Origin of the sequence: Nocardia sp. NPDC058705 (assembly GCF_042749305.1) — a bacterium.
Classification (GTDB): Bacteria; Actinomycetota; Actinomycetes; order Mycobacteriales; family Mycobacteriaceae; genus Nocardia.
In genome coordinates this window covers 1-26,781 of the sequence record NZ_JBHYRN010000039.1, presented here as the reverse complement: position 1 = coordinate 26,781, position 26,781 = coordinate 1, and the positions used below count along the sequence as shown (strand labels likewise).

The window sequence follows — 26,781 nt, the reverse complement described above, 5'->3', positions numbered from 1 at the left end:
GTCCCCCGGAGATGAACAGAAAAAGAAGAGAGGCCGGTAACCCAGCTGAGTAGGTTTCAGTTTGAGGTGAGAAACTTTGCCGAATTTCTCTCTACAACATCAAGAGCTCGAACGCGCCGCCCCAGGGCGCCCCTCCGCTACGCTCCGGAGGCACCCGGGCGGGCGCACCTAACCGGCTAGACTAGATGTCCGAGCGCTACTAAGCGAACGATACAAACCGAACTGACTAATCAGTCGCGAATGCTGCCGCGCCCCATCCGGGGCTTGCCATCCATTCCACTGTAAAGATTTGTCATAGCTTGCATACACTGCCGTAGGTAGTGACGAACGCAATCGAGCATGAATTGAGCCACCCATCAGGCCGAAAAATGACTCCGCGGACCAGTACTGTTTACGTTTCGCATCCCAAGTTTTACCTCGAATCGATCCACATCATCACCCAAATGCAATCCTGCGAAGAACTCGGCCGCGATCATCAGATCGTTGTCCTCGGAGAAGAGCCCAATCTTGTAGACACCCTTCAACTGCTCCAAATCGCCTCGGCTGCAATCGCCCATCGTAGTAATCATGAATGGCTCGCTGCCGTCGGCTACCACAGGGCCTTGGTTGAGAACAACAACAGAACTACCTACAGCGGTGGAGGGTTGCGCATCGGAATCGATTTCCAGTTTGGTTTGGTCATCGGTTATGGCTAGCCTCATTTTTGGAAGGAAACCTTTCATCATCATCTCCCACCCGGGCTGTGCGAGGCCACTCGAATTATGGGTTATCCCGAGTTGTTTCTCCAGCAAGCTAATGGTGTAGTTAGACAGGCGCCTAAGTGACGATTCAATACGCTCGCGCTTTCGATGGTCTTGCGGAAGGTGATAAGAGCTTTTCGACTTCGCATGCATAAGACCTGACCGTTCATTACTATACAGGTTATTGCATATCCAATTCAATGGGTTAGATACGTTTGGTGCGGCCAGTGTGTCCATCGGTTCTATCTTATGTGCCTCACGTAAGGCATTTCGAAACCATAAGCGCTCTCCTTTCTCGGTTCGGGGGTGTATTTCACTCAGGATTGATTCGAGCGCGAGGAACATATTGCGATGGGAATCATATAGATACTCAGAAGTTCTAGACATCCGAAGGTAGCGAAAAGCGTCATGTTGGAGTGGTGTTGGTGCTGGCGCTTGCGGGATTTCCCTACCAGTGGAGTCCATAGCAACGACGGTCGCGCTCGAATGCGACACCGATGTGTGGGTCATTTGCGTGCGCATTACCACCCGACTGGACTCTGGCCACCAGACGATGCAGTCATCAAAGGCACTAGCAATGGCAACATCGCATTGGCCGCGGAATGACATATAGTCGAGACCGTTGTTTGCGGCCAGGAGCGCATGGTCGAAGGTATCTTCGAACGTATTGCCCTTGCTGCCATGGACCACAACCGCCTTTAGCCCCCGGCTAACTTCGACAGTCCAGCCTGCCATTTTGATTGCTACATCTTGTACGGGTTCTTTGCGGAGAAGAAATATAGCCCCATTTCGGTCTTTGTCAAGGTTATCTTGAAGTGGAATATTGGCGTATCGACCCACGGACATAGGCGCAATTATAGGGTCTGTTTGTGGATGTATGGTAGTTCGAGACCATGTGGTGTGTTATTGGCGTGCAACCTCGCGCTGCGTGTAACATCCGATCTGTGGTCAACCAACCAGTCGTAAAATACGCGAAGTATCGGAGCTATCAAGCAACCCGAATTGAGACTAGCAATGCGATGATGGGCCTGCTATCAGGCGCTGGACTTGCAGGGCACTTCTTACAGATAACTGAAGGGTCTAACTCTCTATTGCCGGAAGTATTTCCCAATGTTCCACACATCCATCGCTTCAATCTTTCCACTGACTCGGCCCGCCAGGTCCTCGACTCGGCCGATACATACCTGGGTGCAATGGCGGTCCCTTACATTCTCGCTCTGCATGAGGATTATCTAAAGAGTTGTGTGGAGCTTCTGGAGGTCGCGACTCTGTGTAATTCTGGAGCGGCTAGCAATAGCAAATTAGCGACACAACATGATCTGATTGCGACAGCTAGTCGCGGAAATTTCAGTAGTATTGCCCGCGTTCAGATTGACACGTTGCGCAGGATGAGAAATTGCACGATCCACTCGGGGGTAAGGTGGACGGCGCGCTTGTTAACGACTTGTCAAATTGGAATCTTGCAGTGGAGGGGGCATGGGAAAAAGTAGCAAAACGGAGTCCTCGAAATCTCGCTGCTGGACAGGCGGTAACTTTCGGTTATGGTGAGATGCTTCTTGCTCTGGCGGTCACGAAAACCTTGGAGCGTGAAACAAATGTAATGCTCCAGGGGGCTATATCTAGAAGTATGTGGGCCGATATGGTCATTGAGGAAATTCTGGAGAATGACCCGAATTCTATAAAGACCACGGCAGGTATTAGAACCGCTAGAGGCACCGCAAGGCAGTACTATGGACCGCTTTCTCTAACAGAGGCAGAACTTGTGGATGCCATCAAAAGAGCGATCTAGAGAAGAAAAAGTGGTGCTCTGCCAATTGAGCTACAGCCCTCTGGAGGGCCGCCAAGGTTCGAACTTGGATCTCCCACTTCTGTGGAACGCCTGGTTGCGAACCAGTAGGACCGAGTCCCGCTCCTGACAGGACAAGACTAGCACGAGGGCAGCATATCGATGGATTGCGAGCCCGACGACCGCATCGTGGAAGCCTCTAACGAGACCGCTACAAGTGGATTCGCTGACCGTGCGGAGGCGGCCGCCGACCAACGACGGAGACGATGATTGCTAGTAGCTCCGGGTATCGGGTGCGATGCCATCCTGCCCCCCGTCACTCAAGATGGCCACCGATTTGCCGCTGCATCTAACTGCTCAGCGTGTCGTATGGGACACGCCCGTGCCGGATGCCCTATGACCCCCAGCTTAATCCCAACTAATTCCGTGCCCATCGCTAGGCATCGAACGCATATTCGGTAGTCGATAGCCCTCCGTAGTAGTCGTTTATGCTGATCAGAGCGGTACGGCTGCCTTGATTGACAGTCGATGGTCGTCTGTAGTAGTCGTGACGACCTGTAATGAAAAGGTCGGGGGTTCGATTCCCCCAGGCGGCTCCACTTCAGGGCCTCTGATATGCGAATCCGCATTCAGGGGCCCTTGTGGTTGGTCGGACGATGGCTCGGCGTGCCACGGATGTGCCACAACTCGAACCGCATCCTCAGATCCAGCGTTCGTACTCCTCGGCGGGCATGAGCTTCGGGAAGAATTGCGCGCGCAGGTCGGCGATCAGCGTGGCGTGGTCGTTGTCGAGTGCTCTGGCGGCGGATCCCAACGTGTCGAATACCGCTCGTAGTGGTTCTGGGTGCAGGGCGCGTCGGATCGCCCACACACCGGACGCGGCCAGTTGGTCACCGCCCAGCGCGTCGATGATGCGGAAATGAAGGTCGGGGGCGTCGAACGGTTCCGGGAGCGGACCACCGTCGGGTAGGGCGGCGAGCGCGGTTTGTACCCAATCGGCTCGAGCGGCCCCAGTTGCCGTGCAGGCGTACTCGGCGGCCCAGACCGCGATGGTGCGCAATTTCGTTACTCGTGCTCGTGCGATCGCATCGACCAAGGCTCTGTCGAGATAGGCGAATTCCTCTGCGTGGTTGAGGCCGCTGATCTTGTCTGTCGGCGGGCGCCCACCCCATCGGCGAGCTTGTTTCTTGGCTTGTTCGGCGACGTATTCGTATCCGTAGCGCACGGCGATCGTCGCGTCGGCGGCAGGATCGGGATCCCACCAGTTGCGACCGGGATGAGTCACGATGCCTTCGTCGTGGACGTTGTCGGTCTTGCGGAGCCGAACCATTGGTGTCGGCCGCGCGACCTTCCAGAACTGCACTAGATACGACTCCGAGGGTTGCGACACCTCCAGATCCCAGTGCTGGTCACGCCCTCGGCCCGACACCCGGCAGCGGTAGCGCCCCCGACGAACAGGAACGCGGTCGAACCCGGGCGTGTGGGTACCGTCGAGACCGAGAACGTGGACGGCTTTGGTGATCTGGACGTCGGCTTCCTCGACCACCTCCCAGTCCGCGTCGTCCGGCGGTGCGTTGTCCAGGACGGTCACCGTCAGCCACACGGGTCCGTAGGCGATGCCGGTCCGGACGGTGACGAAGTTCTGTCCGACCTCCAGCACGCTGCCGGACTCGGACGGCTCGTATGTCTCGGCCGTCGCTGCGCCTACGACGAACTGATGGTGGTCAACGGGAGTGGGCAGCGGTTCGGACATCCGCCCATTATGCGTTTCGGCAAGTCAGAGCCCGGAATCGGTTGGTCGGGCTACGGCCATAGGCGGGTGCGGGTCCACTGTTCGTTGGCGAGGTCGTAACGAAGGCGTGTGTGGCGGCGGGCTGGATCGCCTTGCCAGAACTCAACTTCGTCCGGCTGGACCGCGTACGACATCCATTCGGCCGGTACCTGGTCGGGATCTGCTTCGAGTGCTCGGCTGGCGCGTTCGAGGGCGTCGTCGAGTTCGGAGTCTTCCCGGTATGGCTGGCTCTGGCGGGCGGTCAGTGCCATTTGCCGGGATCCGAGCGGTCGGGCGAGGAAGTCCGCGGCGGCTATTTCCGGCGCGTCCGCGACTACCGGTCCCGACACTCGGACCTGTCGGACCAGCTCCGGCCAGTAGAACGTCAACGATGCCATTGGCCGCGCGGCGATCTCGCGGCCTTTCCGGCTGCCCGCGTTGATCGCGAAATGCCAGCCGGCGGCGTCGACATCCTTCAGGATCAGCACTCGTGCGGAGGGGCGTCCGTCCGCATCGGCCGTCGACAGCGTCATGGCATGCGGTTCGACTGCACCTGCGTCGACCGCGGTCCGGAACCAGTGTGCGAACAGTTCGACCGGGCTGTCGGGCACGTTCAGTGGATCGAACTCTGGCGCAGTGCCTTTCAGGACTGGAAGCCCCCGCAAGATATCGCGCAATCCGTCAATCGAACCCACCGTTTCCACCCTTTCACCGTTTCCGCCGCGGCGGCGGACGCCTGACGTCGACGGTAGAGGGCTGGGAACGTGCGCGCTGAATTCAATGGCCGCCCAGCAGGTCCCAGACTGTTTCGCGTTCGTGGGCGATGTCTATGTCGCGGCCTGCGAGGGTGGTGAGGAGGGTGGGGAGGGGCCAGGTGGCGAGGTGGGCGTAGCGGGCTGAGTAGATGCCTACGTGGGTCAGGGCGTAGGTGTTGGTGTGGTCGAAGAGGGCGTAGGCGATTGCCTGGTAGAGGTCGTTGGAGGACAGGGAGTCGGAGCGGACTCCTGTGCGCTGGTTCTTGGGGCCGAGGTGGGTTTTGAGGTCTAGGAGTAGGCCTGCGCTGATGAGGTCGGCGTCGGCGTTGCAGAGGGTGGAGGCGTCGAAGGTGGGGCCGGGGAAGGTCGGTGGGTGTAGGTGGGGGAGGAGGTGGTCTTCGGCTAGGCCTCGGAGTTCCCAGAGTTGGCGGATTGCGTCGGGGGGTGTGAGGGATAGGAGGTGGTCGGGGGTGAAGCGGCCGGTTCTGAGGAGGGTGTCGAGGGCTGAGTCGCGGAGTAGGCCGCGGCGGTAGACGTCGGTGCACAGGGCAAGGGCCCAGCAGGCTCGGCTGAGGCGGTCGACGTCGGGGGCGGTGGGGGCGACGGCGGCCTGGGCGGTTCCGATCACCGATTCGACGACGGCCGACTCGCGGGGGTGGCCGAAGAAGCCGAGCAGCGGTAGGACCGGTGCGTGGTCGGGGACGAGCAGGAAGCGGACGGAGAAGTCGAAGGCGGCGCCGAGGGTGGCGGGGTTGGCGCCGCCGGTGTCGACCAGGAGGGGGCCTGCTTCGCGCCGGTATTCGGCCTGCACGCCCCTGGTGTGGGGAAATCGTTCGTGTAGGTACTCGCGTAGCGGCGAGGTCTTGTCGCGCAGTGCGGCGGACAGGTTGGTGTAGATGTACACGGGCCCTCCGTCTCTGGAGACGAGTGTGCTGTCGATAGTGCCACGGCTGACGGCCCAGCGTTGCATAAAGTTCTTTGCACAGTTATTTGTGCAAAGAGTACTGTGCAACTATGGACGTACCGCCCAGAGAGATCACCGATCCCGCCGCGCTGCGAGCGCTCGCGCACCCCCTTCGTCAGCGCATCCTGCGCGCGCTCGCCGAGCGCGGCCCGGCGACTGCGACTGCCTTGGCGGCGAGGCTGGAGGAGAACACCGGCGCCACCAGCTACCACCTGCGCCAACTCGCCGAACACGGCTTCATCGAGGAGGCGCCCGAGCTGGCGAAGGGTAAGGAGCGATGGTGGCGTTCGCCGCCGAAGGATCTGCGCTATCGGTTGGACAAGGGTCAGTCACCGGAGATGCGGGAGCTGCTGGAAGGGCTTGTCGCGCAGCACATCACCGAGGACATCGAGACGTTCCAGCGGTTCCGGGCAGAACGCGACCACCTTGGCGACTGGGCCGATGCGATGCCGTTCTCCCGCGGTGCGATCTACGCGACCCGCGAGGAACTCGACGCCTTCTGTGAGGACTACCTCGCACTCCTCAAACGATTCCAGTCCACCCACGCCGAGGGCAGGCCGGGCACGCGCCGGGTGCTGACCCGGTTCATCGCCTTTCCGGCGCCAGGAATGAACGAGTAGAACCATGCTTCTTCGAATTGCCTTGTTTGCCAGCATGATCGCCGCAATCATGGTTGGTGCTCCGGTCGCGCGGGCCGGTGACATCACCACCACCGACATCACGTTCACCCGTTCTGATGCAACGATCACCAACGGCACGATCCACGCCCCGGCTGGCGCGACCGGCCGACCCGGCGTAGTGCTCGTCCACGGCTCGGGAACCGAGAAAAGCCCGCAATATGACCAAGTAGCAGCGGCTTTGGCGCGCGAAGGCATCGTCGCGCTGCGCTACGACAAGCGCGCCGAGAACTACACCCCCGCCCACCGCGACTACTCCCTGCTCGCCGACGATGCGCTCAGTGCTGTTGCGGCACTGCGTAATCGGACGGAGGTGGACCCGGCGAAGGTTGGGATCTGGGGACTGTCGGAGGGCGGCTGGGTCGCGCCGCTGGCGGTGTCGCGGTCGGCCGACGCCGCGTTCCTGATCACCATCGGCGCCAACTCGGGCGCACCGGCCGCACAGCAGACCTGGGCCAACGAGACCAGATTCGAGGCTGCGGGTGTTCGTGGCTCGATGGTCGATGTGCTGGGGCGCAATGGGATCCGGGTGATGGCGGGTGCGGGGTTGTTCGCGCAGGCAGACTACAACCCGCTGCCCGTGCTGGCCCGGATCCAACAGCCGGTGCTGGGAATCTGGGGTGAGCTGGATCGGCTGACCCCGCCGGGCGACAGCCTGCGCGGCTTTCAGGAAGTCTTCGACCGCGCCGGAAAAACGAACTACGCCTTGCGCACACTAGAGAATGCCCAGCACGGCGGCTTCACAACGACCGACGGTTTCGACAAGGGCGACGAGCTGGCACCCGGCTATGCCCAGCTCATGGGCGACTGGGTGAACGGGCTACCTGGCAGCGCAAATGTGCAAGCCGATCCTCCTGCAGCGCAAGGGCATTCGGTGACACCGTTGTCTCCGCTGAAGTGGTGGGAGTCGCCCACGGCCCAGCTCATCCTCTTGGCGGTGACAGTGCTCGCACTGCTCGGTTACGCACTGACCGGCTTTGTCGAAGCATGGCGGCTACCCAGCGTGGCACCGGCACGAATCCTGTTGGCAGCGTCGGTAATCGGCATCATGGGCGCCTTCGCGCAACTGCTGTTCGTCGCATCATCGAGGGCGACGGAATTCGGTCCACTGCTGTTCGGCCGCACCCTGCCCTGGGTGGCTTTGCAGGTGATCGCCTGCGGCGCGGTGGTCGCGCTCGGCTTCGTCGTCGTCCGCCGTCCCCAAGGCACTGGACAACAGATCCGATGGGCCATGATCGTCTGCGCCGGAATCGGTTTCACACTCTGGTCCGTCTACTGGGGCCTGCTCAGGCCCTGACAACGAGTGAGGCCCCCGATCGGTGAGATCGGGGGCCTCGGTTCGAGTTACCCCTGAGCCGATCGCCGTTGATCGGTCTCAGGAGAACTGGCTCGGGTCAGCGGGCAGCGACGTTGCGGCGAGTGGCCCGAGAGTTCATGGAGCTGCGCAGAATCTGGTGGAGCACGGTGTCGAAGGCGACGGTGTCTTCGATATTGCTGAGGTGGCCGTGCGGCAGCACCTGGAAATCGGCCAGATGGCCGGTGCGACGCAGGATGTCGACGATCGGACGCGAAAGACGCTGCGGGAGCAGGCGATCCCTGGCGCTGGCGATCACGGTGGTCGGCACGTTCAGATTGGCGGTGCCTTCCGACAGATCCATGTCGGCCATGGCGGCGGCGTGGCGGCCACGCGCGACCGGGCGGCAGGAACGGATGATGCCCATCGCGAAATCGACCTCGTCGGCGGTGGCCTCCGGGGTCAGAATGCGACTGCGGAAGATCTGCTGGGTGAGCCAGCCGCCGGGGATCGGCAGCGGCGCGAACAGTAGCGACTCGCTCACCGGCTGCGGCATCCGCACCGGCGCGCCGAGCAGGGTCACCGGGTACTGCGCGACGGTGAGCTGCTTGTTCAGCACCGGCAGCATGTCGGTTTCCCAGCGGATCGCGGCATTGGCGGTGTTGGCGAGCAGGACGGCCGACGCGCGTGCCGACACCTGCTCGGGGTGGTGCTTGGCCCAGGCTTGGATAGTGAGCCCGCCCATGCTGTGCCCGGCCAGGACGGCCTTCTCGTCTGCATGCAGCGTTGCGTCGAGGACGGCGGACAGGTCGTCGGCCAGGGTGTTCTCGCTGGGGGCGACGGTGCCGAGGGTGGATTCGCCGTGACCGCGCTGGTCGTAGCTGACCACGCGGTACTCGCCGGCGAAGGCGCTGATCTGCGGGTTCCAGTACTCGATGCTGCAGGCCCAGCCGTGGACGAGCACCAGGGTGGGAGCGGTATCGGGACCGTAGACGTGGACTCGGAGCTGCGCGCCGTCCGCGGTGGTCACCGGGACGACCCGGTGCTCGGCGGTGGGGGCGTTGAGTTTCGCGGTGGCGAAACTGCGGGTCCGTAGTCCGGCACGGAACTGTGCGGTCAGTGCGCCGGTCTCGAACTGCGAGACCTTGGTTCGCGCTGCCGCAACCGTCATCATCGACTTCGCAAGCATGTGGCACTCCTTTGTGTCGTAGGCCACCGTACAGTGCGAGCTGGGGTGCTAGCTAGTGTTAGCGGGTCGGGGTGTCCCACTTGTTGTGAACTGGGTTGCTGTGGGCTCCATCACTGTGAAATCGCCTGATTTCGCCGGAAAATTACACAGTATCGATAACAATCCGGACCGGCGTGGCGGATCTCGGCGAGTCGGGTGGTGCTGGCGGTGACGTTCGCCCGCCGCTACCGTAGGGGAGTGGACAACGCGCACGTCATGGCCGGGATTTCCGGCGCAGGCCCCGAACCGGAGCCCGCGCCCGCCTGGCAGCGGTTCACGCCGCCGCTGCTAGCAGCCGGTCTCGGCATCGGAACGCTGGCCCTGCTGCATTTCCGCGACCCGCACGTCGAGGGTTCCTACGGCCTGTGCCCGGTCTACGCGCTGTTCGGGGTGTACTGCCCCGGCTGCGGCGGCATGCGCGCGATGCACAACCTCACCGACGGCAACATCGTCGACTCGCTGCACAGCAACCTGCTCGCCGTGCCGCTCACCCTCGCGTTCGTGATCTTCGTCGTCGACTGGTTCCGGCGCGCCCGCCGCGGCCAACGCTGGCGGGTGCCCAGCATCAGCCCGGTGATCGTGTGGTCCTTCTTCGGTCTGCTCGCCGTCTATACCGTCCTGCGCAACACCCCGTGGGGCACCTGGCTGACGCCCGTTTAACCGGGTGTTTGATGCGCCTGCCCGCCCAGCGGCGGTAATTGCGGCAGCGGCTTGGTGCCGAGCCAGATCGCGAACAGCCCACGCAACGGCGCCACACTGTAATGACCGGCCAGGTCGACGAACTCCTCCGTAGTAATAGAGGAATGCCGGTACCGCGCGGTCCATTCGCGAATCAGCTCGAAGAACAGGTGATCGCGCAGTTCCAGCCGCAGCGCGTGCAAGGTGAGTGCGCCGCGCTTGTAGACCCGGTCGTCGAACATGTCCTTGGGTCCGGGATCGCCGACAATGATGTCCTGTGGCTGGCGCGCCAGATTCGTGCGCGCGGCCCGAGCCAGCTGATCGGCGGTCGGCCCGCCGGACGCCTCGGACCAGATCCACTCCGCGTAACAGGCGAAGCCTTCGTGCAGCCAGATGTCCTGCCACCGCTTCAGCGTCAGGCTGTTGCCGAACCACTGATGCGCGAGTTCGTGTGCGACAAGGCGTTCCGCGCCGCGCTTGCCGTCGCAATGATTGGCACCGAAGATCGAGATGCCCTGCGCTTCGATCGGGATATCGAGCTCGTCGTCGGTGACAACCACCGTGTAATCGTCGAACGGGTACGGTCCGAACTTCTCGGTGAACAGCGCCATCATCGCGGGCTGACGTGCGAAATCGTGGTCGAAGTTCGCTCGCAAGCGTGGCGGGATGACCGCGTGCATCGGCACCGGTTCGCCGACCGCGCCGACCCGGTACTTGCGGTAGTTGCCGATCTGGATCGTGGCCAGATAGCTCGCCATCGGCTCGGCCATCTCGTACACCCAGGTCGTCTGGCTCGCCTTGGCCTGCTTGCTGAGCAGGGTGCCGTTGGCCAGCGCGTAGAACGGGCTGTCGGTGGTGATCGAAATCCGGTAGGACGCTTTGGAACTCGGGTGGTCGTCGCACGGGAACCAGGAGGCGGCGCCGTTGGGCTGGCTCGCGACCAGCGCGCCCTCGGTGAGTTCTTCCCAGCCGACCTCGCCCCACGGCCCGCGCACCGGTTTGGGGGTGCCCGAGTAGTGGACGGTGATCTCGAGGACGCCACCGGCGGGGATCTTCTGCTGCGGGGTCACCGCGAGCTTGCCCTGCTGATGGACGAACTTCGCCGCCTTCGACCCGTTGACCAGCACCTTCGACACCGTCAGCGCCTGCGACAGGTCGAGGGTGAACCACGGTCGCACCGTGGTGGTGACCGCGATGACCACCGCGCGTCCGGCGAGTCGGTTGCTGGCGGGTTTGTAGCTCAGCTCCAGTTCGTAGCGGGACACGCGGTAGCCGCGATTGCCGTTCTGTGGCAGGTAGTTATCGATGGGGTCCTCGTAGAACTTGCTCCGCATCAGGCGGCTCCGCGCTGCCTCGACTCCCGCGTCGACGCGGGATCGGTCCAGGGCGAAATGGGGTTGCCCCACCAGCGCGTCGACGGGGGAACCACGTCACCGCGCATGACGAGCGAGGCCGGGCCGATGGTGGCACCCGCGCCGATGTGGGCGGCGGGCAGGGCGACGCAGTGCGGTCCGAGGGTGGCGCCCGCTTCGAGTGTCACGGTGTCCATGGACATGATCCGGTCGTGGAACAGGTGCGTTTGCACCACGCAGCCGCGTTCCACGGTCGCGCCGTCACCGAGTGTCACCAGGTCCGCCTCCGGTAGCCAATAGGACTCGCACCATACCCCGCGGCCGATCTTGGCACCGAGTCCGCGCAGCCACAGATTCATCACCGGCGTACCGGTGGCGGCCCGCGCGAACCACGGCGCGGCGACGGTCTCGACGAAGGCGTCGGAGACCTCGTTGCGCCACACGAACGAGCTCCACAGCGGGTACTCCACCGCGCGAATTCGCCCGACTATCAACCACTTAGCGGCCACCGCGATGGCACCGGCGAGCGCGCCCGCCGCCATCAGCACGAGTCCGGAGACGAGCGCGGCGACCAGGTAGTCGGTGTGCTGGGCGATCAGCGCGAGCACGAGCAGCACGCCGAGGCCGATGGCGAAGGTCACCATCACCGGGATCAACCGGCAGGTCTCCACGAAGGCACGAGCCAGCTTCAGTCGCAGCGGCGGATCGAAGGTGCGTGAGGTGTCGCTGGATTCGGTCGCGCGGCGCAACCGCACCGGCGGACTACCCAGCCACGACGAGCCCGCCTTGGCCTTGTTCGGTGCGGCCGAGAGCACCGCGACGAGGCCGTTCTTGGGCACGCGACGGCCGGGCGCGGTCATGCCCGAGTTGCCGAGGAAGGCGCGCTTGCCGACCTTGGATTCGCCGATGCGCAGCCAGCCGCCACCGAGTTCGTAGCTGCCGATCATGGTGTCGTCGGCCAGGAACGCGCCGTCGGAGATCACGGTGAACTTGGGCAGCATGAGCACGGTCGACGCCTCGACGTTCTTGCCGATCTTCGCGCCGAGCAACCGCAACCAGACCGGGGTGAGCAGGCTGGCGTAGAGCGGGAACAGGAAGGTGCGTGCCGAATCCAGGAGGCGTTCGGTGGCCCACACCTGCCAGCCGGTGCGGCTGCGCACGGGGTGATAACCCTCGCGCAGACCGATGCTGAGCAGGCGCACCGCGATCACGGTGGCAACCGCGTACACGCCGAGGCTGAGCAGGGTGGCCAGCGGCAGGATGGCGAAACCGCGCAGGGCGGCGGCGCTGATGGTGGTCTCCTCGCGGACCCACCAGGCGATGAAGGTGCCGCCGACGGCGAGGCCGAACACGGGCATCGCGGCCAGCACCATCGACGACAGACCGAACACGACCAGCCAGTGCCGTGCGCGTTCCGGGGAGTGGTCGGGCCAGCGGTGTTGCGACTTGCCGGTCTTGGCGGCAGGCGAACCCGCCCATTCCTGCTCACCCTTGACCTTGCCCGAGACGGCGGAGCCGGCCGCGATCTCGGCCTTCTTGCCGATCTTGCTGCCGGGCAGCAGGATCGAGCGGGCGCCGATCACCGCGCCGTCACCGATGGTGATGCCACCGATGTGCACGATGTCGCCGTCGACCCAGTAACCGGACAGGTCCACCTCGGGTTCGACGCTGGCGCCGTCGCCGAGTTCGAGCATGCCGGTGACCGGGGGCAGGCTGTGCAGGTCGACGCCCTTGCCGATCTTGGCGCCGAGTGCGCGAGCGAACGGGACCATCAACGGTGCGCCGGAAAGGCTTTCGGCGCCGCTGGCCTCGGAGAGTCGTACGGCGGCCCACAGTCGTAGATGCACCGACGAACCGCGTGGATAGGAACCGGGGCGCAATCCGGCGAGCAGGATTCGGGCGCCGACCACGCAGATCGTCATCCGGCCGATCGGCGAGATGAACAGCACGAACGCCAGCAGAATCCACCACCACGACAGGCGCGGCAGCCACGGCAGCGAACCCGACCAGCTGGCGATGCCGGAGACCACGGTCAGCCAGGTGACCCACTGCAATCCGGTGAGGGTGGTCAGCGGAATCGTGGCGAGTACCTGGATGATCTGCGCGCGCAACGGGGTCGGTTTCACCACGCGCACGTCGACGGCCGCGACCGGTGCGCTGCCGTCGAGGAGTTCGACCAGCGAACCCAGACGCGGGTGGTCGTAGAGATCGGCGACGGTGACATGCGGGTACCGCTCACGCAGCGCGCCGACCAGCTGCGCCGCCGAGAGCGAACCGCCGCCCAGATCGAAGAATTCCGCGTCGAGATCGGTGGGTTGGGCGCCGAGGATCGCGTCCCAGAGGCCCGCCACCCACGCCGCGGTGCCGGACAGTCCGGTCTCGGGTTCGTCGTTCGACGGCAGTGGCCACGGCAGCGCGTCGCGGTCGACCTTGCCGGAGGTGCGGGTCGGCAGGTCGGCGACAACGGCCAGACGCGGAACCAGCGGGGCCGGAAGTTGTTCGGCCAGAATCTCTCTGGCTTTCTTCACGTCGAAATCGGGGCCGGCGCTCAGGTAACCGACCAGAATCTTGTTGCCCGCCTTGGTTGTTCGAATCGCGGCGGCCGCGCCGCTGACACCCGGCAGGTGCTGCAGTGCGTTGTCGAGCTCGCCGAGTTCGATGCGGCGGCCGCCGATCTTGATCTGATCGTCGGCGCGGCCGAGGAAGATCAGACCCTCGCGGTCGTTGCGCACCAGATCGCCACTGCGATAAGCACGTTCCCACCCGAGCGAGGGCAGCGGCGCGTACTTCTCGGCGTCCTTGGCGGGATCGAGGTAGCGGGCAAGGCCGACGCCGCCGATCACCAGTTCGCCGGTTTCGCCTTCGGCAACCGGGTTGCCCTGCGGGTCGACGACGGTCAGGTCCCAGCCGTCCAGCGGCAGGCCGATTCGAATGGGCATCTCGCCCGTGAGCAGCGCGGCACACGCGACGACGGTCGCCTCGGTGGGGCCGTAGGTGTTCCACACCTCGCGGTCGGCGCCAGTCAGGCGTTCGGCCAGCTCTGGCGGCACCGCTTCGCCGCCGAAGATCAACATCCGCACCGAATCCAGCGCTTCGGCGGGCCAGGTCGCGGCCAGCGTCGGCACCGTGGAGACGATGCTGATCTCGCGGCGCATCAGCCACGGGCCGAGGTCGGCGCCGGTGCGCACCAGATCGCGCGGGGCGGGGACGAGGCAGGCGCCGTTGCGCCAGGCCAGCCACATTTCCTCACAGGAGGCGTCGAAGGCCACCGACAGCCCGGCCAGCACGCGGTCGCCGGGGCCGATCGGGGCCTTCTGCAGGAACAGGCGCGCCTCGGCATCGACGAAGGCGGCGGCGTTGCGATGGGTGACCGCAACACCTTTGGGGGTGCCGGTGGAGCCGGAGGTGAAGATGATCCAGGCGTCGTCGGCGGGGGTGGGCAGGGTGTTCCAGTCGTGGTCGCCCTCGGCGGTGGTGGCCGATTCGATGCCGTCGGCGGTCGCGATCGCGCTCACCCTTGCCTCACCGAAGACCAGCTTGGCGCGCTCCTCCGGGTCGTCGGCGTCGACGGGGACGTAGGCGGCGCCGCAGTAGAGCACGGCCAGAATCGTCACGTACAGCGCGGCCGAGCCCGACGGCATCCGCACGCCGACCCGGTCGCCCGGTCGCACGCCCGCCGCGGTGAGCTCGGCCATCCTGGCCTCGATCGTGGCGATCAGCTCCATGTAGCTGAGCACGACCGTGCCGTCATCGATCGCGGGTGCGTCCGGGTGGGCGAGGGCGGTGCTGGTCAGAATGTCGACCAGGGTGCGCGGCGGCGAGGCGAGATCCGCGCGCAGCAGCGGGTCGCGAAGGACCGCCGGTACCTGTGGCTCGAGCATCGTGCTCAGTCCACCTCTCATCGGTTGACCCCCATCGGTGGTGTCTGTTGTTTCATGAACGGGTTACCGGAGGGCAAACGGGATGGTCACCAGATGCCAACGGTACTCGGTGCGGGTGTCGCCGGACGGCAGCGCGAGGCGTGCCGTCCGCGCTGATCACGACGGCAATTCGCCCAGCGCTGTGACTGCCAGCTGATGCAGCAGCCGCTGTTCGTCTTCGTCGAGGTTGCTCAGCACGCGCGCGGTGGCGTCGGCGATCAGCTTGTCGGTGCGCTTGCACTGCTTGCGCCCGGCCTCGGTGACCCGCAGCCGGTATTTGCGGCGATCCTTGCCGTCGCGGGTGCGCTCTACCAGGTCGGCGCGTTCCAGCGCGTCGATCAGCCGGACGACTTCACTGCGGTCGATACCGAGCGCGTCGCCCACCTTCTTCTGCGTCAGGTCGGCGTTTTCGGAGATGAAGGTGAGCACCCAGTGATCGCGCAACGGGACGTCGATCTCGGCGTGCAGCGCCTTGGTGAGCCGTCCGAGCGCGTACACCGGGTAGCGCGGCAGGCCGCGGACGGAGTTCGTGTTCGTGGACATTTGGATGACTCTAGCAAATGGTGGGGCTGCTCAATCATCGTGGGTGTCCATCATAGGGTGCGTAGATGGTTGGAAACTGGGTGTGATCAGGCAACTCAGGGGCAATCGGCTAGGGGTAACCGACGACGTTGCGTGCGCGTGGCGAGCGTGCGGCCTGATAGGCGTTGGCGCGGCGCACGACCTGGTGGTGGATGGCGGATTCGGGGTCGAGTTCGGCGAGGTCGAAGGAGACCTTGCCGCCGTGATCGTGGTGAATGATCAGGGAATCGTCGAGTACGCGGTAGACGGCGCGCACGTCGCCGTCGGCCCAGGCCGCGACGTATCGCACCGCAACCGCCCGGTGCAGTGCGAGTCGCCAGTACTTGCTGGTTCGTTCGCGCAATCGGTCGGCGCTGACGCTTTCGTACCAGCTGGGCGCACGCGCTGGTGTGGAGTCGTCCGGTGCGGACTGCTGTGCCCACCGGTCGGCGGCGCTCAGGTCGACCCACAGGATTTCGCCGTCGCCGACCTGGTGGCCCGCGCGGGTCACGCGGCGTGATGGTGGGCGGCGGGGCGGTTTGGCGCGTTTGCCGATGACGGTGACGGCGGGGGTGCCGGGAAGTCGCGTCGAAGGGGCGACGGGCTGGTAGTCGGGGTTGTCCTCGCGGACGAAGCCGAGGACGCGGTCGAAGGCGGACAGGCCCGGCGCGGGGGCGCAACCGTCGAGGCACAGCAGGGTGCGGCCGAGTGCGAAGACGTGGTCCGCCGCGATCGAACCCCGCTTCTCCTCGTCGAACGCGCGAGTGAGGACCTGTGCGGGGACCATCACGATGGAGGTGTCCGAGGGGCTCGTGTGCTCGGCGCAGCGGGTGAGGTGGCCGACGTGGGCCGACTCGGATTCGGCGTAGAAGAGGTAGTACGCGGTTGCGCCGAAATGCTGTGCGGCGTCGCATAAGTCGGCTCGCTGTGCGGCGGGGAGAGCCGCAGACTTGATCGATTCACCGCGTCTGGCTCGCTTGGCTTGGATGAGCAATCGAACCTCGCTGATACCCGACGGTTCCTGCACGCTGTAGATGAAATCCGCGCCGACACCGCGTCTTCCGCGAGCCCGGTTGCCGCCTTCCTCGGGTCTGGTCAGCAGCCTGAGCCCGCCCGAACCCGTTGCCTGCGAGGCCGACCCCCACGACGTGCACCTGCGCGGCGGCACGCAATCGGGGCAGGGCGCATCGATGCGGTAGTCGACACCGGTGAGGTGGCCGAGCAGGAGTTCGGTGAACGTCTCCTCCTGCCAGGCGAACAGCCGCGCGCCAAGGTGTTGCAACCGGTACACGCTCTGACAACTCAGCCGCCGCGCCGCGATCGGGTCGACGAAGATCTCGGCCGGGAACTCAGACATCGAGGGGGATCTCGATGGTCGGACGCAGCGCCTCCAACTGGGTCACGTACGCGCTCAGCACCCGCTCGTACAGGTCGTCGACCTTGGCGTGGCGCACAGTGATCACCATCGAATAGCGGATCGGCTGCGCGGTCGCGGTGGAGTGACCCGATTCCCTGGCGTTGTGGTGGATGTCGAAGACCGGGTTGCGCAGGCTGTGCACGCGCTTGCTCCGCTCGGCGTGCAGCACCGTGTCCCACTTGTGCGAGTTGCGACGCAGGACGGCCTCGGGATCGAGTTCGTTGGCGCGGAAGAACGGGGCCGAATCGGGGTGGATTCTGGTGGGCTCGGCGAATTTCTCGTCGTGGGGGCGGAAGGTGACGTCGAGACCGCTGCGGGTGTAGCTGCCGGGGTCGGCGGGGTCGACCGGTGTGGCGTAGACGAGCGTGGCTCGAATCCTGACCATGCCCGCCGGCAGCGCCGCCGGGAGCGGGATATGGGCGCGCAGGTACTTCGCCGGGGTCAGTTCGCCCTGGTAGAGGACCCGGGCTTCGCCGTCGCCGCACAGGACCATGTCGGCCAGGGTGGCGGCGATGCGACCATGGCCGGAGTCGGAATCGGGTGAGCTGGTGCGTCTTTCGGCAGTGTGGACGAGCAGGGCCTTCAGATCGAGAGCGCCGAGTTTCGGGCCGAACAGGGTGCGTGCGCCGAGTGCCGCGCGCAGTGCCATCGGGGCGGCGAAGCTGGTACCGGAGTCCGGGACGGCAATGCCGTCGGGGCCGACGACGTGGAAGGGCTCGTGATCGCTGCCGCCGAACGCGAGCAGGTCGGGTTTCACGGTGCCAGGGGAGCGGCCGGGCCCGATCGCGGAGTAGGACGCCCTGTTCCATTGCGCACCAACGCGATCCGATGAGCCGATTGCCAAAGCGTTGACGCTGTCGGCCGGAACCTGCACGCGCGCATTGCCACTGGGGCGATCGGCTTCGCCGTTGTTGCCGACGGCGATGGTCGCCAGGGTGGTGCCGTCGCTGAGGTAGTCGTCCCAGAAGGCGGTCCAGGCGTGTACCTCGTCGTCCTCGATCGGCAGTTCGGGTCCGATGCTGACGTTGACGAACTCGTACTTTCGTTGGCGCAGTACGGAATCGATGCGTTCGATCGCGGCGTACAGCTCGCACTGGTCGTCGTCGGTGTCCTCGTCGAGTACCTGGTAGTGGTCGATGTAGCCGTACGGGACCGGCACCGGGTGGACCGGATCGACACTGCCGAACAGCAGCGCCGAGGTGACGCGGTGGCCGTGGTCGAGGTAGTTGCGCTGGGGTGCGGCGCTGTCGGCGAAGGTGTGGGCGTCTACCCAGCGGGCCAGTGGGGTGGTGGCGGGGAGGCCACCGTCGAAGACTGCGATGGTGAGTTCGTGGTCGGTCGGTTCGGCGGTCGGCAAGATCGGCCGGAAGGTGGAAAGCCGCGTCTTGGTGGATATGTCGCGTCCGAGTTGGGTTCGCATGCGCGGCATCCGGCGGATCACCCTGGTGAACGAGTAGCCTGCGAGCGCGGCGATGGCGGCATGGGTGCCGGTGACCGGGACGAAGGCGAGGCCGCCGTTGTCGAGTCTGCGGTCGATCGCCACGTCGAGGTCGAGATCGCGGGAGAAATCGAGCAGACCCTGCAGGGCGATATCGCGGTCGGAGTGCAGGACCAATTCGGCGACGGTCTCCGAATTACGCGGTGCCGCTGTAAGTCTCAGACGGTCGTCGGGGTTGTTGAGCCGGAATTCCTCGAGGCAGACGATGCCGTTCTCGGCGCTGCCCAGCGGTACGCCGGCGCCGATTCTCGCAGTGAGCAACTGCAGATTCACGCGAGTCGTAGCCAGGAACAGCAGCGTGCTCGCCCGCGGCGTGCCGTGCTCCGGTGTGATCGCCACCGGCCTGCTACCCAGCGGATCCAGCTGCAGTGACGTGAGAAGCCGTGTGGGGTAACCGCTTTTGGACAGGTACTGCGGATGCAGGGTGACCGCCGTGACGGTCTCGTCTTCCGGACAGGCCGTTTTCGGCAACGCGTCCGCACTCGCGGTCGCCGCGTTCAGCATCGGCGCGAGCCGGGCCCGCGCCTGTGCCACGGTGTACGGCGGCTGCGGCGAACCGCCGGATCTGCTGGGGGAGATGGGCGCGGTGAGCCGCTCACCGAACCCGATCAGAAATCGCGGTCCCGCCACCCGAAATCCCCCCAGCTGCCACGTTATTCCCGTCGATGGGTGAAGCCACGGATGGTGTCACGCGAGACCCCCGTGAGCGCACTGATCTGCCGCTGAGACAAGCCTGACACGCCCGTCAGCGTCTGGGCGAGCCGTAACCGATCCGTTTTGGGAAGTTCAGCTACTAGTCGTGCGGAATGCTCGGCCATCAAGCCGGGCAGTAGCTGGTCCTCCAGCACGCAACGTCTGCGCAACCGCAGCATCGTTCGCTCGATATCGTTGAACGACAACCCCTTCGACGCGAGCGCGACCGCATCCACCGCACCGTCGGGCAGTGGCTGTCCGGCGAACCGGCGGATCGCCTCGCAGCGTTGCTCGGCCTCGGGCAGCGCGAATTCCACACTCACATCGAAACGCCGCCACACGGCCGGGTCGAGCAGGTCGGCATGGTTGGTCGCGCCGATGACGAGGCCCGCACCGGTCGGCCAGTCGTCGATCTGCTGCAGCAGCACGGTGACCAGGCGCTTCAGCTCGCCCACATCACGATCGTCATCGCGCCGTTTGGCGATGGCGTCGAGTTCGTCGAGCAGCAGCACGCACGGCCGCTGCTTGGCGTAGTCGATGGCGTGGCGCAGGTTGGTGCCGGTTTTGCCGAGCAGGCTGCTCATGATGGTCGCCAGGTCGAGGACCACCAGCGGCAGCTCCAGCTGATGGGCCAGCCACGCCGCGGCCATCGTCTTGCCGACGCCGGGCGGGCCGACGAACAGCAGGCTGCGCGCCGGGGTGAGGTCGGCGGCGGCCAGCCGGTCGGCTTGCTTGCGCTCATCGACGATCTGGGTGAGCACGTCGTAGGTCTCGGCGGCCAGGATCGGCACTTCGACAGTGGCGCCGGGTGCGATCACCCGAACCAACGGCAGCCGACTGTCGCCGTCTACCGGAATCGGCGTATCCACCTCAGCGCGAAGGGGATTGGCGCGAGTGGGGTTCTGGCGCAGCAGCGCGATCAACGCATCGGCCAACTCGGGACTTGCATGCCGGTGTCGCCGCGCGGCCCGCCGCACGAACATCGCGACATCCTGCTCACGCCCCGCCAACGCCAACCTCGCCAGGTGGACGAATTCATCGGGCAGATCAGCGCTCACGTCCGCCGAAGTGGAGCTCAAGGCGTATGACATGGTCTTCTTCCGATCTGATACGTGGACTGTTTTCGCTTCACTCGATCGTACGGCGTCCATCGCGGGCAAAGTTCACCCCTTGTGTACCGGTTTGACATCGGACCCCACCCGCAGCGCCACATTGATCTGCCGAGCCCTCAGCGCAGCAATTCCCTTCGTCGGATGCTAGTTCCGCCGGCCCCCCTCATGGGCGATTCCCGCCGCGTCGGGCGTGCCTCACCGCGCGAACGCGCCGGTCAGTCGGTGTCGGTGGCAGCGAGGATCGACAGGGCGGGTTCGGGGGTCAGTGCGACGATGCCGATATCCCAGGCGACGCGCTCGAACCATGCGGTATCGGCCTCGAAGGTGAACCAGTGGCAGTCCCGCGCGAGGCGGGTGACATGGTCGATGGTGTCGAATTCTGTTGCACCACACAGTGCCCCGAGCGAACGCCAGGCGCGCAGACGGCCGTAGGCCGCGCCTTCGCCGTGGTTGTAGGCGCCGCCGTTGGCCGCCGCGGCGAACAGCATCGACCAGACCTGCCCGGGTGTGGACGGGGTGACCACGAGGTCGGTCGCCGACGGGTGCCGGGCGTGTAGGCACTCCAGCGACAAGGTGTCCATGAGGGCCGCCGTCGTCGCCGGGTCGGGGACGCTGCCGAGTGCGAAGGTCCGAGATTCGATGCGCCCGTTGGATTCTCGCTTCCAGTTCGCGACAGCCTGCGCGAGTCGGTCCGCGACCGCGGGGTGGGTAGTTTCCTTGGCGCGGGGGAGGGCGAGTCGAGTGCGTCTGCTCAGCGCGGGGGAGGTGTCGGCACTGAACGGCAGGCCGACGCTCGAACCGTGCTGGCTGAATTGGCGCAGCGCGAGCCCGTGCTCGAAGGGTGTGCGTTCGAACGGCAGCACGCGCAGCGGATGACCTGACCAGTGCGCCGAATTCGCCCACCGCACGAGCCCGTCGTGGTCGGCCACCGTGACGCCGCGCAGGATCAACTCCTGCAGCAAACAGGCACGCAGCTCGTCCGCGATCGGCCCGATCAGACCGGCTTGACCGAACGCGGCGACGGCCTCGTCCGCTTCCAGCGATCCGGCCAGCTTCGCCGCTATCCGGCCCGCCCGGCTCTTCTCCGGCTTCGTCGCCGCGAGCACCCGGAGCGCGGCCCCGGCCCTCTCCGGTGCGGAGGCGTGGAGCAATGTGCCGACGCAATCCTCGACAATCCAATTACCGGCACCGTAGGCCGTGGCCGCCGCTCGGCCGAGCGACACGGCGAACTCGAGATCGCCTGCGCCAACACTACTTTCGATCCGCTCCCGGATGTCGCGATAATCGTCGCGCTGCGGGAACTCGCGAATGATCTGTTCGATCTCGACGTGCACGAGCCCAGCGTACGCATCTGCCGTGCCGAGGCAATCGAAGTTCGGCGCGGTAGGAGGCCACTTCCGCCGGGGTAGTTGACAGGCCGCGAGGTCATCTGTCACTCTCGTTGCAGGTCACGAGTACCAGCGTTCAGCCCCGGCTTGCTGGTCGGCAACCCTCCTCCGCGGTGGGGTGCTCCGGGTGACGACCAGGCTGACGTCCGAATTGGGCGCGGCAAGCGCGGGCCAACTCTTGTGGAGCGGGTCCCTGAGCCGACGGGATTTCGTCATGACTGCTGTAATCGACCCCACCTGTGCCATCGCCGCCGTTTCCGGTGCCGACCTGCAGGTTCCGCTCGTTCAGGGCGGCACCAGCTCCTACGCCAACTTCGACTACGCCGCGAGTGCGCCCGCGTTGAAGCAGGTCACCGACCGGATTTCGCAGTTGCTGCCGTTCTACGCCAGCGTGCACCGGGGTGCGGGGTATGCCTCGCGGATCTCGACCGAGTGCTACGAGGCCTCGCGTGGGTCGGTTGCCCGGTTCCTCGATGCCGACGACGACCAGGTGGTGGTGTTCACGCGCAACACCACCGATTCGCTGAACCTGCTGGCCGGGTGCGTGCCAGGGGAGACGGTGGTGCTCGATATCGAACATCACGCCAACTTCCTGCCGTGGACCGAGCACGGTCGCCGGGTGGTGCGGGCCGGTGCGACTGTCGAGGAGACGATTCAGCGGGTCGTCGCCGAGTTGTGCAGCAAGCCGGCCGCGCTGCTCGCGGTGACCGGGGCATCCAACGTCACCGGTGAGGTGCTGCCGCTGGAACGGCTCGCGACCATCGCCCACCTGTGTGGTGCGCGGATTCTCGTCGACGCCGCGCAGCTGGCTCCGCATCGACGGATCTCCTTGCGCGAGACCGGGATCGACTACCTCGCGTTCTCCGGGCACAAGCTGTACGCGCCGTTCGGCTCGGGTGTGCTCGTCGGGCGGCGTGACTGGCTGGACCAGGGTGAGCCCTACCTTGCCGGTGGTGGCGCCGTGCGCAATGTCGGTGTGTCGGAAGTGGAATGGGCTTGCGCGCCGCAGCGGCACGAGGGCGGTTCGCCGAATGTGTTGGGCGCGGCCGCGATTGCCGCAGCCTGTGACGCACTCGCCGCCATCGATCCCGCCGAACTCGTTGCGCACGAACGCTTCCTGGCCGATCGTCTCCGCGACGGCCTGTCCGCGATCCCCGGCGTCGACCTGGTCACCATCTGGTCCGACAGCCCCGACTGTGTCGGCATCGTCGCCTTCACTATCGCCGACTACGCCCCCGGCCAGGTAGCCGCCTACCTCTCCGCCGAACACGCCATCGGCGTCCGCGACGGCCGTTTCTGCGCCCACCCCCTCCTCGCGAGCCTCGGCCTCGACGCCGCCCTGCGTGCCAGCATCGGCCTCGGCACCACCGCCGCCGACGTAGACCGCCTGATCGAAGCCGTCGCCACCCTGGTCGCCAACGGTCCCACCTGGGCCTACGCCGCCACCGACGGCCACTGGAACCCCACCCCCGAAACCCGACCCCTCACCGCCGCCTCCCCCGAAGGCGCGGCCCCCTGCTTGATCGGCTGACCGCCGTCTCGTTCCGCTGTCAACCGCCTGTGCTGTGGAAGTTGGCGGGACTATCCGGCCGCCTCGACCGCGTAGACGACATCGCCTACGCGGATGTGCTGGGAGATCGTGTCCGAGAAGGTGAGCGCGACCTTGGCTCCCGGGCAGAGTAGCTCGATCGCTTGCAGGACCCCGCTCGCGAGGACCTCATCTGCACGTCGGAGTTCGACGGCCGCCCCGACAGTGAAGTTGTCGGTCGTGTCGCCGACTACCGACGGATTCGCTTTGAAGCTGACGGGGTAGACACCTGTCACACGGAACTCGCTCATGGAGACGGTCTCAGGCGAGGTCGGCGTCGAGGACATCCCAGGTGATGGTGACATCGAGTGGGTCCGAGACGGCGATCGCGATGGGGTTGTGGGAGCGGAAGCGGGTGTCGGCGGAGATGTAGACGCCTGCGGTATTGAGGCGGAGGATTTCGATGGACTTCACGCGGCCGTCGTTGTTCTCCATGCGGACGATCCAGTACTGCTCGATGCCGAGTCGCGCGTATTCCGCTCGCTTGTCCACACAATCGGCGGTGACAGTCGCTGGTGAGACCACCTCGACGACCAGGAGGGCGTCGCCCGCGGTCGGCTTGGTCTTCCACTTGTCGCGGGGGTCTTCGACGCAGCGATACACGATGGCGTCGGGGCGGCGGAAGTTGAACGGGACCTCGGAGACCAGCATGTCGAGTTCGCCGCTGGCCTTCAGACACGGTTGACCGGAATCGCGCTTCCGGATCGCTTCTCGCAGAGACTGTTTGATCGCGTCGGCGATGGCGATGTGATTCGGCGATGGTGAGTCGCAGTGCACGACCAAGCCGTCTTTGACCTCGATCACCCGAGAGAGGTCTTCCGGCATCGCAAGATAGGTGTCCAGGTCGATTCCCGGGACACCGCCGCGCAACCACGACCAGTCGTATGCCTCGCTCACTGGATCAACACTAGCCTTCGAGCGCGGTTTGCCTGTTCGATCAGGTATCGAGGGCTGTCGGGCGGTGGTATTTGCCGTTGTAGTACAGCAGGGGGGCTGCTGAGGGGGAGTCTTCGGTTTGGTCGTGGACTCGGGTTACCAGGCCTACGGCCAGGGTGTGGTCGCCGAGGTCGATGAGTTTGTGGATGGTGGTGCGCAGCCAGATGGGGGTGCCGTGCAGGACCGGTTCGCCGGTGTCGAGGGTGGTCCACAGGGAGCGGTCGGTGAAGCGGTCGGCGGCGGTGCGGGAGAAGCGGTCGGCGATGTGGCGTTGGTGTTCGCCGAGGAAGTGGATGACCGCCGAATCGGCGGCGCGCAATGCGTCGATGCTCGATGAGGTGTGGGCGATGTTGAACGACACCAGCGGCGGTTCGAGGGAGAGGGAGGCGAAGGAGGTGGCGGTGAAACCCACCGGCCCGGTCTCCGCGCCGAGGGTCACCACGGTGACGCCGGCCGGGTAGTGCCGCATGGAGGCCCGATACTGCTCAGCGGTGATCCCGCTCAGGTCGTCGGGGACCACGAGTCCGGTCTCGGAAGGTTGCACATCGCCCACCGCCCCAACTTACGCCCGCCACCCACTTGCGCCCACGCCCACTGTGTCCGCTTGATCCGACTCGCCCCACCGCCTGCGTTGACGTAATGATTGCGTCAATGCATCATGGGGAAATGCTGTTTCCCACTCCCGAACTGTCGTCGGCCGACGAAGCGGTGCTCGCCGAGGTCGACCGGATGCGTGAGTCGCTGCGGTACGAACTGCAGAGCGTTCCGGCGGTCTGGGTCGGCGGGTTGCGGAAGTTCTTGACCGCCGACGCGGTGTCGGCATCTAACTCGATCGAGGGATTCAAGGTCTCGACGGTCGACGTGGAGGACCTGCTCGCCGGCGAACGTGATGTGGAGGTCTCGGACGAGAACCGTGCCGAGACCTCGGCGTACGCGCGGATGATGACCTACATTCAGACGCTCGGCGATGTCGAGGATTTCGAGTACAGCGCGGGCTTTCTCAACGCTCTGCACTGGATGTTGCAAGGCCATCGGCACTCGCCGCGCAAGCCCGCCGGCCAGTGGAGGCGAGGCCCGGTCTACGTCACCGACGCCCGCGATCCGAGTATCGCTGCCTACACCGCACCCGATGTCGAGCTGGTGCCCGGGCTGATCGGCGAGCTGGTGGATTGGCTGAACGCGCCGTCGGCGACGCATCCGCTGGTAGCGGCCGCGATGGCGCATCTTCATCTGGTGTCGATTCATCCTTGGGCTGACGGCAATGGGCGGATGTCGCGGTCGCTGCAGACGTTGATGATCGCGCGTGCGGGTGTGATCGCACCGGAGTTCTCCTCGATCGAAGCTTGGCTCGGGCGGCCCGGCAATACCTGGGAGTACTACCAGGTGCTCGGCAGGCGCGGGAGTGTTTACCGGCCCGACCAGGATGTTTCCGAATGGATTCGGTTCAGTTTGACCGCCTATCACCAGCAGGCACAGACCGTGCACGCGCGAGTCGAGCGATCACGGCGGGTGTGGAACGGGGCCTCGGACTACTTGCTGGCGGTGGGTTCCGATGAACGGATCGTGTCCGCGCTGCACGATGTCGCCATGTCGGGTCGGGTGCGCCGGACCAGGTACGAGCAGGCCGAAGGGCTCAATACGCAACAGGCGCAACGGGATCTACGCGAGATGGTGCGTCGCGAGATCCTTGTGCCGGTGGGCCGTACGCGTGCCAGGTACTACGCGGCGGGGCCCAGCTTTCCGGAGAATGTACTCGAGACCGCCCGCACTCCAGCGACTCTGGTCGACCCATACGCCGATCGCGGTTAGCTTCAGTCGATCTCGATCGGTAGGCCTGCGGTGATGCGGACCAGTTCGCGGAAGTTGGTGCGGAACACGGTGTTCGGGTGACCGCCTGCGGCCCAGACCTCGGGGTGGGCGGCGAGGGCGGTGTCCACCCAGGTGGGGAGGTTGGTCGGGTGGCCCAAGGGGGCGGTGCCGTCGATGGGTTGGCCGGTGATGCGTTCGACCAGGGCGGTGGAGGCGGGGGTGAGGGTGCCTTCGAGGCGTTTGCCGGTGCGGGCCAGGTTCACGCGGTGGTGGTCGGCTACCAGGAGCAGGACCGGGTCGTTGTCGAGGAGGAAGACCTGGGCGGTGAGGATGGCGGTGGGTTGGGCGCCCATGGCGCGGGCGGCGTCGGCCGCGGTGGGAGTCGGCGTCTCGGGGCAGACGATGACGCCGTGATGCCCGCGGGCGATGAGTGTTTCCGCGACCCGGCATGCGACCGGCGGCAATGACGACCTGCGCATGTTATCCAGAGTAAAGGGATTGCCGGAAATGTGCTGTGTTACTGGAGTTCTGGCGAACTCGAGCGCGGCCCCCGAGGGGCCGCGAGTTAGCCGCCGTTGCTCGCGCTTCGCGCATGCGCAACGGCGGCTAACTCG

General features: G+C 65.4%; 22 protein-coding genes, 1 tRNA gene and 1 riboswitch. Of the genes, 7 read left to right on the top strand and 16 right to left on the bottom strand.

The features are described from left to right. Positions 1-356: 356 nt before the first annotated feature. Positions 357-1,586 (bottom strand): hypothetical protein, encoded by a 1,230-nt coding sequence (locus ACFW6D_RS29550; protein WP_379333514.1) that lies wholly within the window; start codon positions 1,584-1,586, stop codon positions 357-359. Between the two features lie 550 nt (positions 1,587-2,136). Here ACFW6D_RS29550 and ACFW6D_RS29545 point away from each other — a divergent pair. Both ACFW6D_RS29545 and ACFW6D_RS29540 read left to right on the top strand, forming a co-directional pair. Then, a complete protein-coding gene (locus ACFW6D_RS29545) occupies positions 2,137-2,529 on the top strand; it encodes a hypothetical protein (protein WP_379333512.1) in 393 nt (130 codons plus the stop codon). 505 nt (positions 2,530-3,034) lie between these two features. Continuing rightward, positions 3,035-3,125: transfer RNA gene (locus ACFW6D_RS29540), tRNA-Tyr, on the top strand. A gap of 101 nt (positions 3,126-3,226) precedes the next feature. On the opposite strand, the gene ACFW6D_RS29535 is transcribed toward ACFW6D_RS29540, so the two are convergent. The 3 genes from ACFW6D_RS29535 to ACFW6D_RS29525 all read right to left on the bottom strand — a co-directional run bounded on the left by ACFW6D_RS29535 (position 3,227) and on the right by ACFW6D_RS29525 (position 5,956). Beyond that, positions 3,227-4,279, bottom strand: a complete 1,053-nt coding sequence (locus ACFW6D_RS29535) for a transposase (RefSeq protein WP_379333510.1) — start codon at positions 4,277-4,279, stop codon at positions 3,227-3,229. 50 nt (positions 4,280-4,329) lie between these two features. Then, the gene (locus ACFW6D_RS29530; protein ID WP_379333549.1) at positions 4,330-4,992 is read right to left on the bottom strand and encodes a pyridoxal 5'-phosphate synthase; all 663 of its coding nucleotides are present in this window, start codon (positions 4,990-4,992) and stop codon (positions 4,330-4,332) included. 82 nt (positions 4,993-5,074) lie between these two features. Beyond that, the gene (locus tag ACFW6D_RS29525) at positions 5,075-5,956 is read right to left on the bottom strand and encodes a hypothetical protein (protein WP_379333508.1); all 882 of its coding nucleotides are present in this window, start codon (positions 5,954-5,956) and stop codon (positions 5,075-5,077) included. A gap of 110 nt (positions 5,957-6,066) precedes the next feature. Here ACFW6D_RS29525 and ACFW6D_RS29520 point away from each other — a divergent pair, with 110 nt between their 5' ends. Beyond that, complete coding sequence (locus tag ACFW6D_RS29520; protein WP_379333506.1) at positions 6,067-6,636, top strand: ArsR/SmtB family transcription factor; 570 nt, start codon at positions 6,067-6,069, stop codon at positions 6,634-6,636. A gap of 34 nt (positions 6,637-6,670) precedes the next feature. After that, positions 6,671-7,990, top strand: a complete 1,320-nt coding sequence (locus ACFW6D_RS29515) for an alpha/beta hydrolase family protein (protein ID WP_379333504.1) — start codon at positions 6,671-6,673, stop codon at positions 7,988-7,990. Between the two features lie 97 nt (positions 7,991-8,087). Here ACFW6D_RS29515 and ACFW6D_RS29510 read toward each other — a convergent pair whose 3' ends face one another. Next, on the bottom strand, positions 8,088-9,176 hold the full coding sequence (locus ACFW6D_RS29510) for an alpha/beta fold hydrolase (protein ID WP_379333502.1): 1,089 nt from the start codon (positions 9,174-9,176) through the stop codon (positions 8,088-8,090). Positions 9,177-9,413: 237 nt separating this feature from the next. Here ACFW6D_RS29510 and ACFW6D_RS29505 point away from each other — a divergent pair, with 237 nt between their 5' ends. Further along, positions 9,414-9,875, top strand: a complete 462-nt coding sequence (locus ACFW6D_RS29505) for a DUF2752 domain-containing protein (RefSeq protein ID WP_379333500.1) — start codon at positions 9,414-9,416, stop codon at positions 9,873-9,875. Here the strand turns inward: ACFW6D_RS29505 and ACFW6D_RS29500 are convergent. The 7 genes from ACFW6D_RS29500 to ACFW6D_RS29470 form a co-directional block, all read right to left on the bottom strand. Continuing rightward, complete coding sequence (locus ACFW6D_RS29500) at positions 9,872-11,227, bottom strand: M1 family metallopeptidase (protein WP_379333498.1); 1,356 nt, start codon at positions 11,225-11,227, stop codon at positions 9,872-9,874. The genes ACFW6D_RS29505 and ACFW6D_RS29500 overlap by 4 nt on opposite strands. Next, the gene (locus tag ACFW6D_RS29495; protein WP_379333497.1) at positions 11,227-15,126 is read right to left on the bottom strand and encodes a Pls/PosA family non-ribosomal peptide synthetase; all 3,900 of its coding nucleotides are present in this window, start codon (positions 15,124-15,126) and stop codon (positions 11,227-11,229) included. Before ACFW6D_RS29495 ends, ACFW6D_RS29500 begins: the two co-directional genes overlap by 1 nt. Before the next feature lie 156 nt (positions 15,127-15,282). Continuing rightward, entirely contained in the window at positions 15,283-15,708 is a 426-nt protein-coding gene (locus ACFW6D_RS29490) for a MarR family winged helix-turn-helix transcriptional regulator (RefSeq protein ID WP_379238689.1), read from the bottom strand. A gap of 109 nt (positions 15,709-15,817) precedes the next feature. Continuing rightward, on the bottom strand, positions 15,818-17,083 hold the full coding sequence (locus tag ACFW6D_RS29485) for a hypothetical protein (protein ID WP_379333496.1): 1,266 nt from the start codon (positions 17,081-17,083) through the stop codon (positions 15,818-15,820). Further along, positions 17,076-19,271, bottom strand: coding sequence for a S8 family peptidase (locus ACFW6D_RS29480; protein ID WP_379333494.1), 2,196 nt, complete (start codon positions 19,269-19,271; stop codon positions 17,076-17,078). The genes ACFW6D_RS29485 and ACFW6D_RS29480 overlap by 8 nt, the downstream gene beginning before the upstream one ends. A 23-nt stretch (positions 19,272-19,294) precedes the next feature. Next, positions 19,295-20,425 carry an AAA family ATPase gene (locus ACFW6D_RS29475; RefSeq protein ID WP_379333492.1) on the bottom strand — a complete coding sequence of 377 codons (1,131 nt, stop codon included), beginning with the start codon at positions 20,423-20,425 and terminating at the stop codon, positions 19,295-19,297. A gap of 236 nt (positions 20,426-20,661) precedes the next feature. Then, positions 20,662-21,780 (bottom strand): DUF6183 family protein, encoded by a 1,119-nt coding sequence (locus ACFW6D_RS29470; protein WP_379333490.1) that lies wholly within the window; start codon positions 21,778-21,780, stop codon positions 20,662-20,664. Positions 21,781-21,892: 112 nt separating this feature from the next. Then, a riboswitch (SAM riboswitch) is annotated at positions 21,893-22,007 on the top strand. A 41-nt stretch (positions 22,008-22,048) separates the two neighbouring features. Here ACFW6D_RS29470 and ACFW6D_RS29465 point away from each other — a divergent pair. Beyond that, on the top strand, positions 22,049-23,365 hold the full coding sequence (locus tag ACFW6D_RS29465; RefSeq protein ID WP_379333488.1) for an aminotransferase class V-fold PLP-dependent enzyme: 1,317 nt from the start codon (positions 22,049-22,051) through the stop codon (positions 23,363-23,365). 50 nt (positions 23,366-23,415) lie between these two features. Here ACFW6D_RS29465 and ACFW6D_RS29460 read toward each other — a convergent pair whose 3' ends face one another. Genes ACFW6D_RS29460 through ACFW6D_RS29450 form a run of 3 tightly spaced genes read right to left on the bottom strand, consistent with a single transcriptional unit; the run spans position 23,416 to position 24,827 of the window. Next, positions 23,416-23,673 carry a hypothetical protein gene (locus tag ACFW6D_RS29460; protein WP_379333486.1) on the bottom strand — a complete coding sequence of 86 codons (258 nt, stop codon included), beginning with the start codon at positions 23,671-23,673 and terminating at the stop codon, positions 23,416-23,418. 10 nt (positions 23,674-23,683) lie between these two features. Continuing rightward, on the bottom strand, positions 23,684-24,319 hold the full coding sequence (locus ACFW6D_RS29455) for a Uma2 family endonuclease (protein WP_379333484.1): 636 nt from the start codon (positions 24,317-24,319) through the stop codon (positions 23,684-23,686). A 40-nt stretch (positions 24,320-24,359) separates the two neighbouring features. Continuing rightward, entirely contained in the window at positions 24,360-24,827 is a 468-nt protein-coding gene (locus tag ACFW6D_RS29450) for a flavin reductase family protein (protein WP_379333547.1), read from the bottom strand. Between the two features lie 197 nt (positions 24,828-25,024). Here ACFW6D_RS29450 and ACFW6D_RS29445 point away from each other — a divergent pair, with 197 nt between their 5' ends. After that, complete coding sequence (locus ACFW6D_RS29445) at positions 25,025-26,167, top strand: Fic family protein (protein WP_379333482.1); 1,143 nt, start codon at positions 25,025-25,027, stop codon at positions 26,165-26,167. A gap of 2 nt (positions 26,168-26,169) precedes the next feature. Here ACFW6D_RS29445 and ACFW6D_RS29440 read toward each other — a convergent pair whose 3' ends face one another. Next, positions 26,170-26,646, bottom strand: coding sequence for a YbaK/EbsC family protein (locus ACFW6D_RS29440; protein WP_379333480.1), 477 nt, complete (start codon positions 26,644-26,646; stop codon positions 26,170-26,172). Positions 26,647-26,781 lie beyond the last annotated feature (135 nt).

Coding starts and splice junctions, on each gene's coding strand:
- ACFW6D_RS29550 (WP_379333514.1), bottom strand. CDS start 1,586: ATGTCCGTGGGTCGATACGCCAATATTCCACTTCAAGATAACCTTGAC.
- ACFW6D_RS29535 (WP_379333510.1), bottom strand. CDS start 4,279: ATGTCCGAACCGCTGCCCACTCCCGTTGACCACCATCAGTTCGTCGTA.
- ACFW6D_RS29520 (WP_379333506.1), top strand. CDS start 6,067: ATGGACGTACCGCCCAGAGAGATCACCGATCCCGCCGCGCTGCGAGCG.
- ACFW6D_RS29515 (WP_379333504.1), top strand. CDS start 6,671: ATGATCGCCGCAATCATGGTTGGTGCTCCGGTCGCGCGGGCCGGTGAC.
- ACFW6D_RS29510 (WP_379333502.1), bottom strand. CDS start 9,176: ATGCTTGCGAAGTCGATGATGACGGTTGCGGCAGCGCGAACCAAGGTC.
- ACFW6D_RS29500 (WP_379333498.1), bottom strand. CDS start 11,227: ATGCGGAGCAAGTTCTACGAGGACCCCATCGATAACTACCTGCCACAG.
- ACFW6D_RS29495 (WP_379333497.1), bottom strand. CDS start 15,126: ATGCTCGAGCCACAGGTACCGGCGGTCCTTCGCGACCCGCTGCTGCGC.
- ACFW6D_RS29490 (WP_379238689.1), bottom strand. CDS start 15,708: ATGTCCACGAACACGAACTCCGTCCGCGGCCTGCCGCGCTACCCGGTG.
- ACFW6D_RS29485 (WP_379333496.1), bottom strand. CDS start 17,083: ATGTCTGAGTTCCCGGCCGAGATCTTCGTCGACCCGATCGCGGCGCGG.
- ACFW6D_RS29475 (WP_379333492.1), bottom strand. CDS start 20,425: ATGTCATACGCCTTGAGCTCCACTTCGGCGGACGTGAGCGCTGATCTG.
- ACFW6D_RS29465 (WP_379333488.1), top strand. CDS start 22,049: ATGACTGCTGTAATCGACCCCACCTGTGCCATCGCCGCCGTTTCCGGT.
- ACFW6D_RS29460 (WP_379333486.1), bottom strand. CDS start 23,673: ATGAGCGAGTTCCGTGTGACAGGTGTCTACCCCGTCAGCTTCAAAGCG.
- ACFW6D_RS29450 (WP_379333547.1), bottom strand. CDS start 24,827: ATGCGGCACTACCCGGCCGGCGTCACCGTGGTGACCCTCGGCGCGGAG.
- ACFW6D_RS29445 (WP_379333482.1), top strand. CDS start 25,025: ATGCTGTTTCCCACTCCCGAACTGTCGTCGGCCGACGAAGCGGTGCTC.
- ACFW6D_RS29440 (WP_379333480.1), bottom strand. CDS start 26,646: ATGCGCAGGTCGTCATTGCCGCCGGTCGCATGCCGGGTCGCGGAAACA.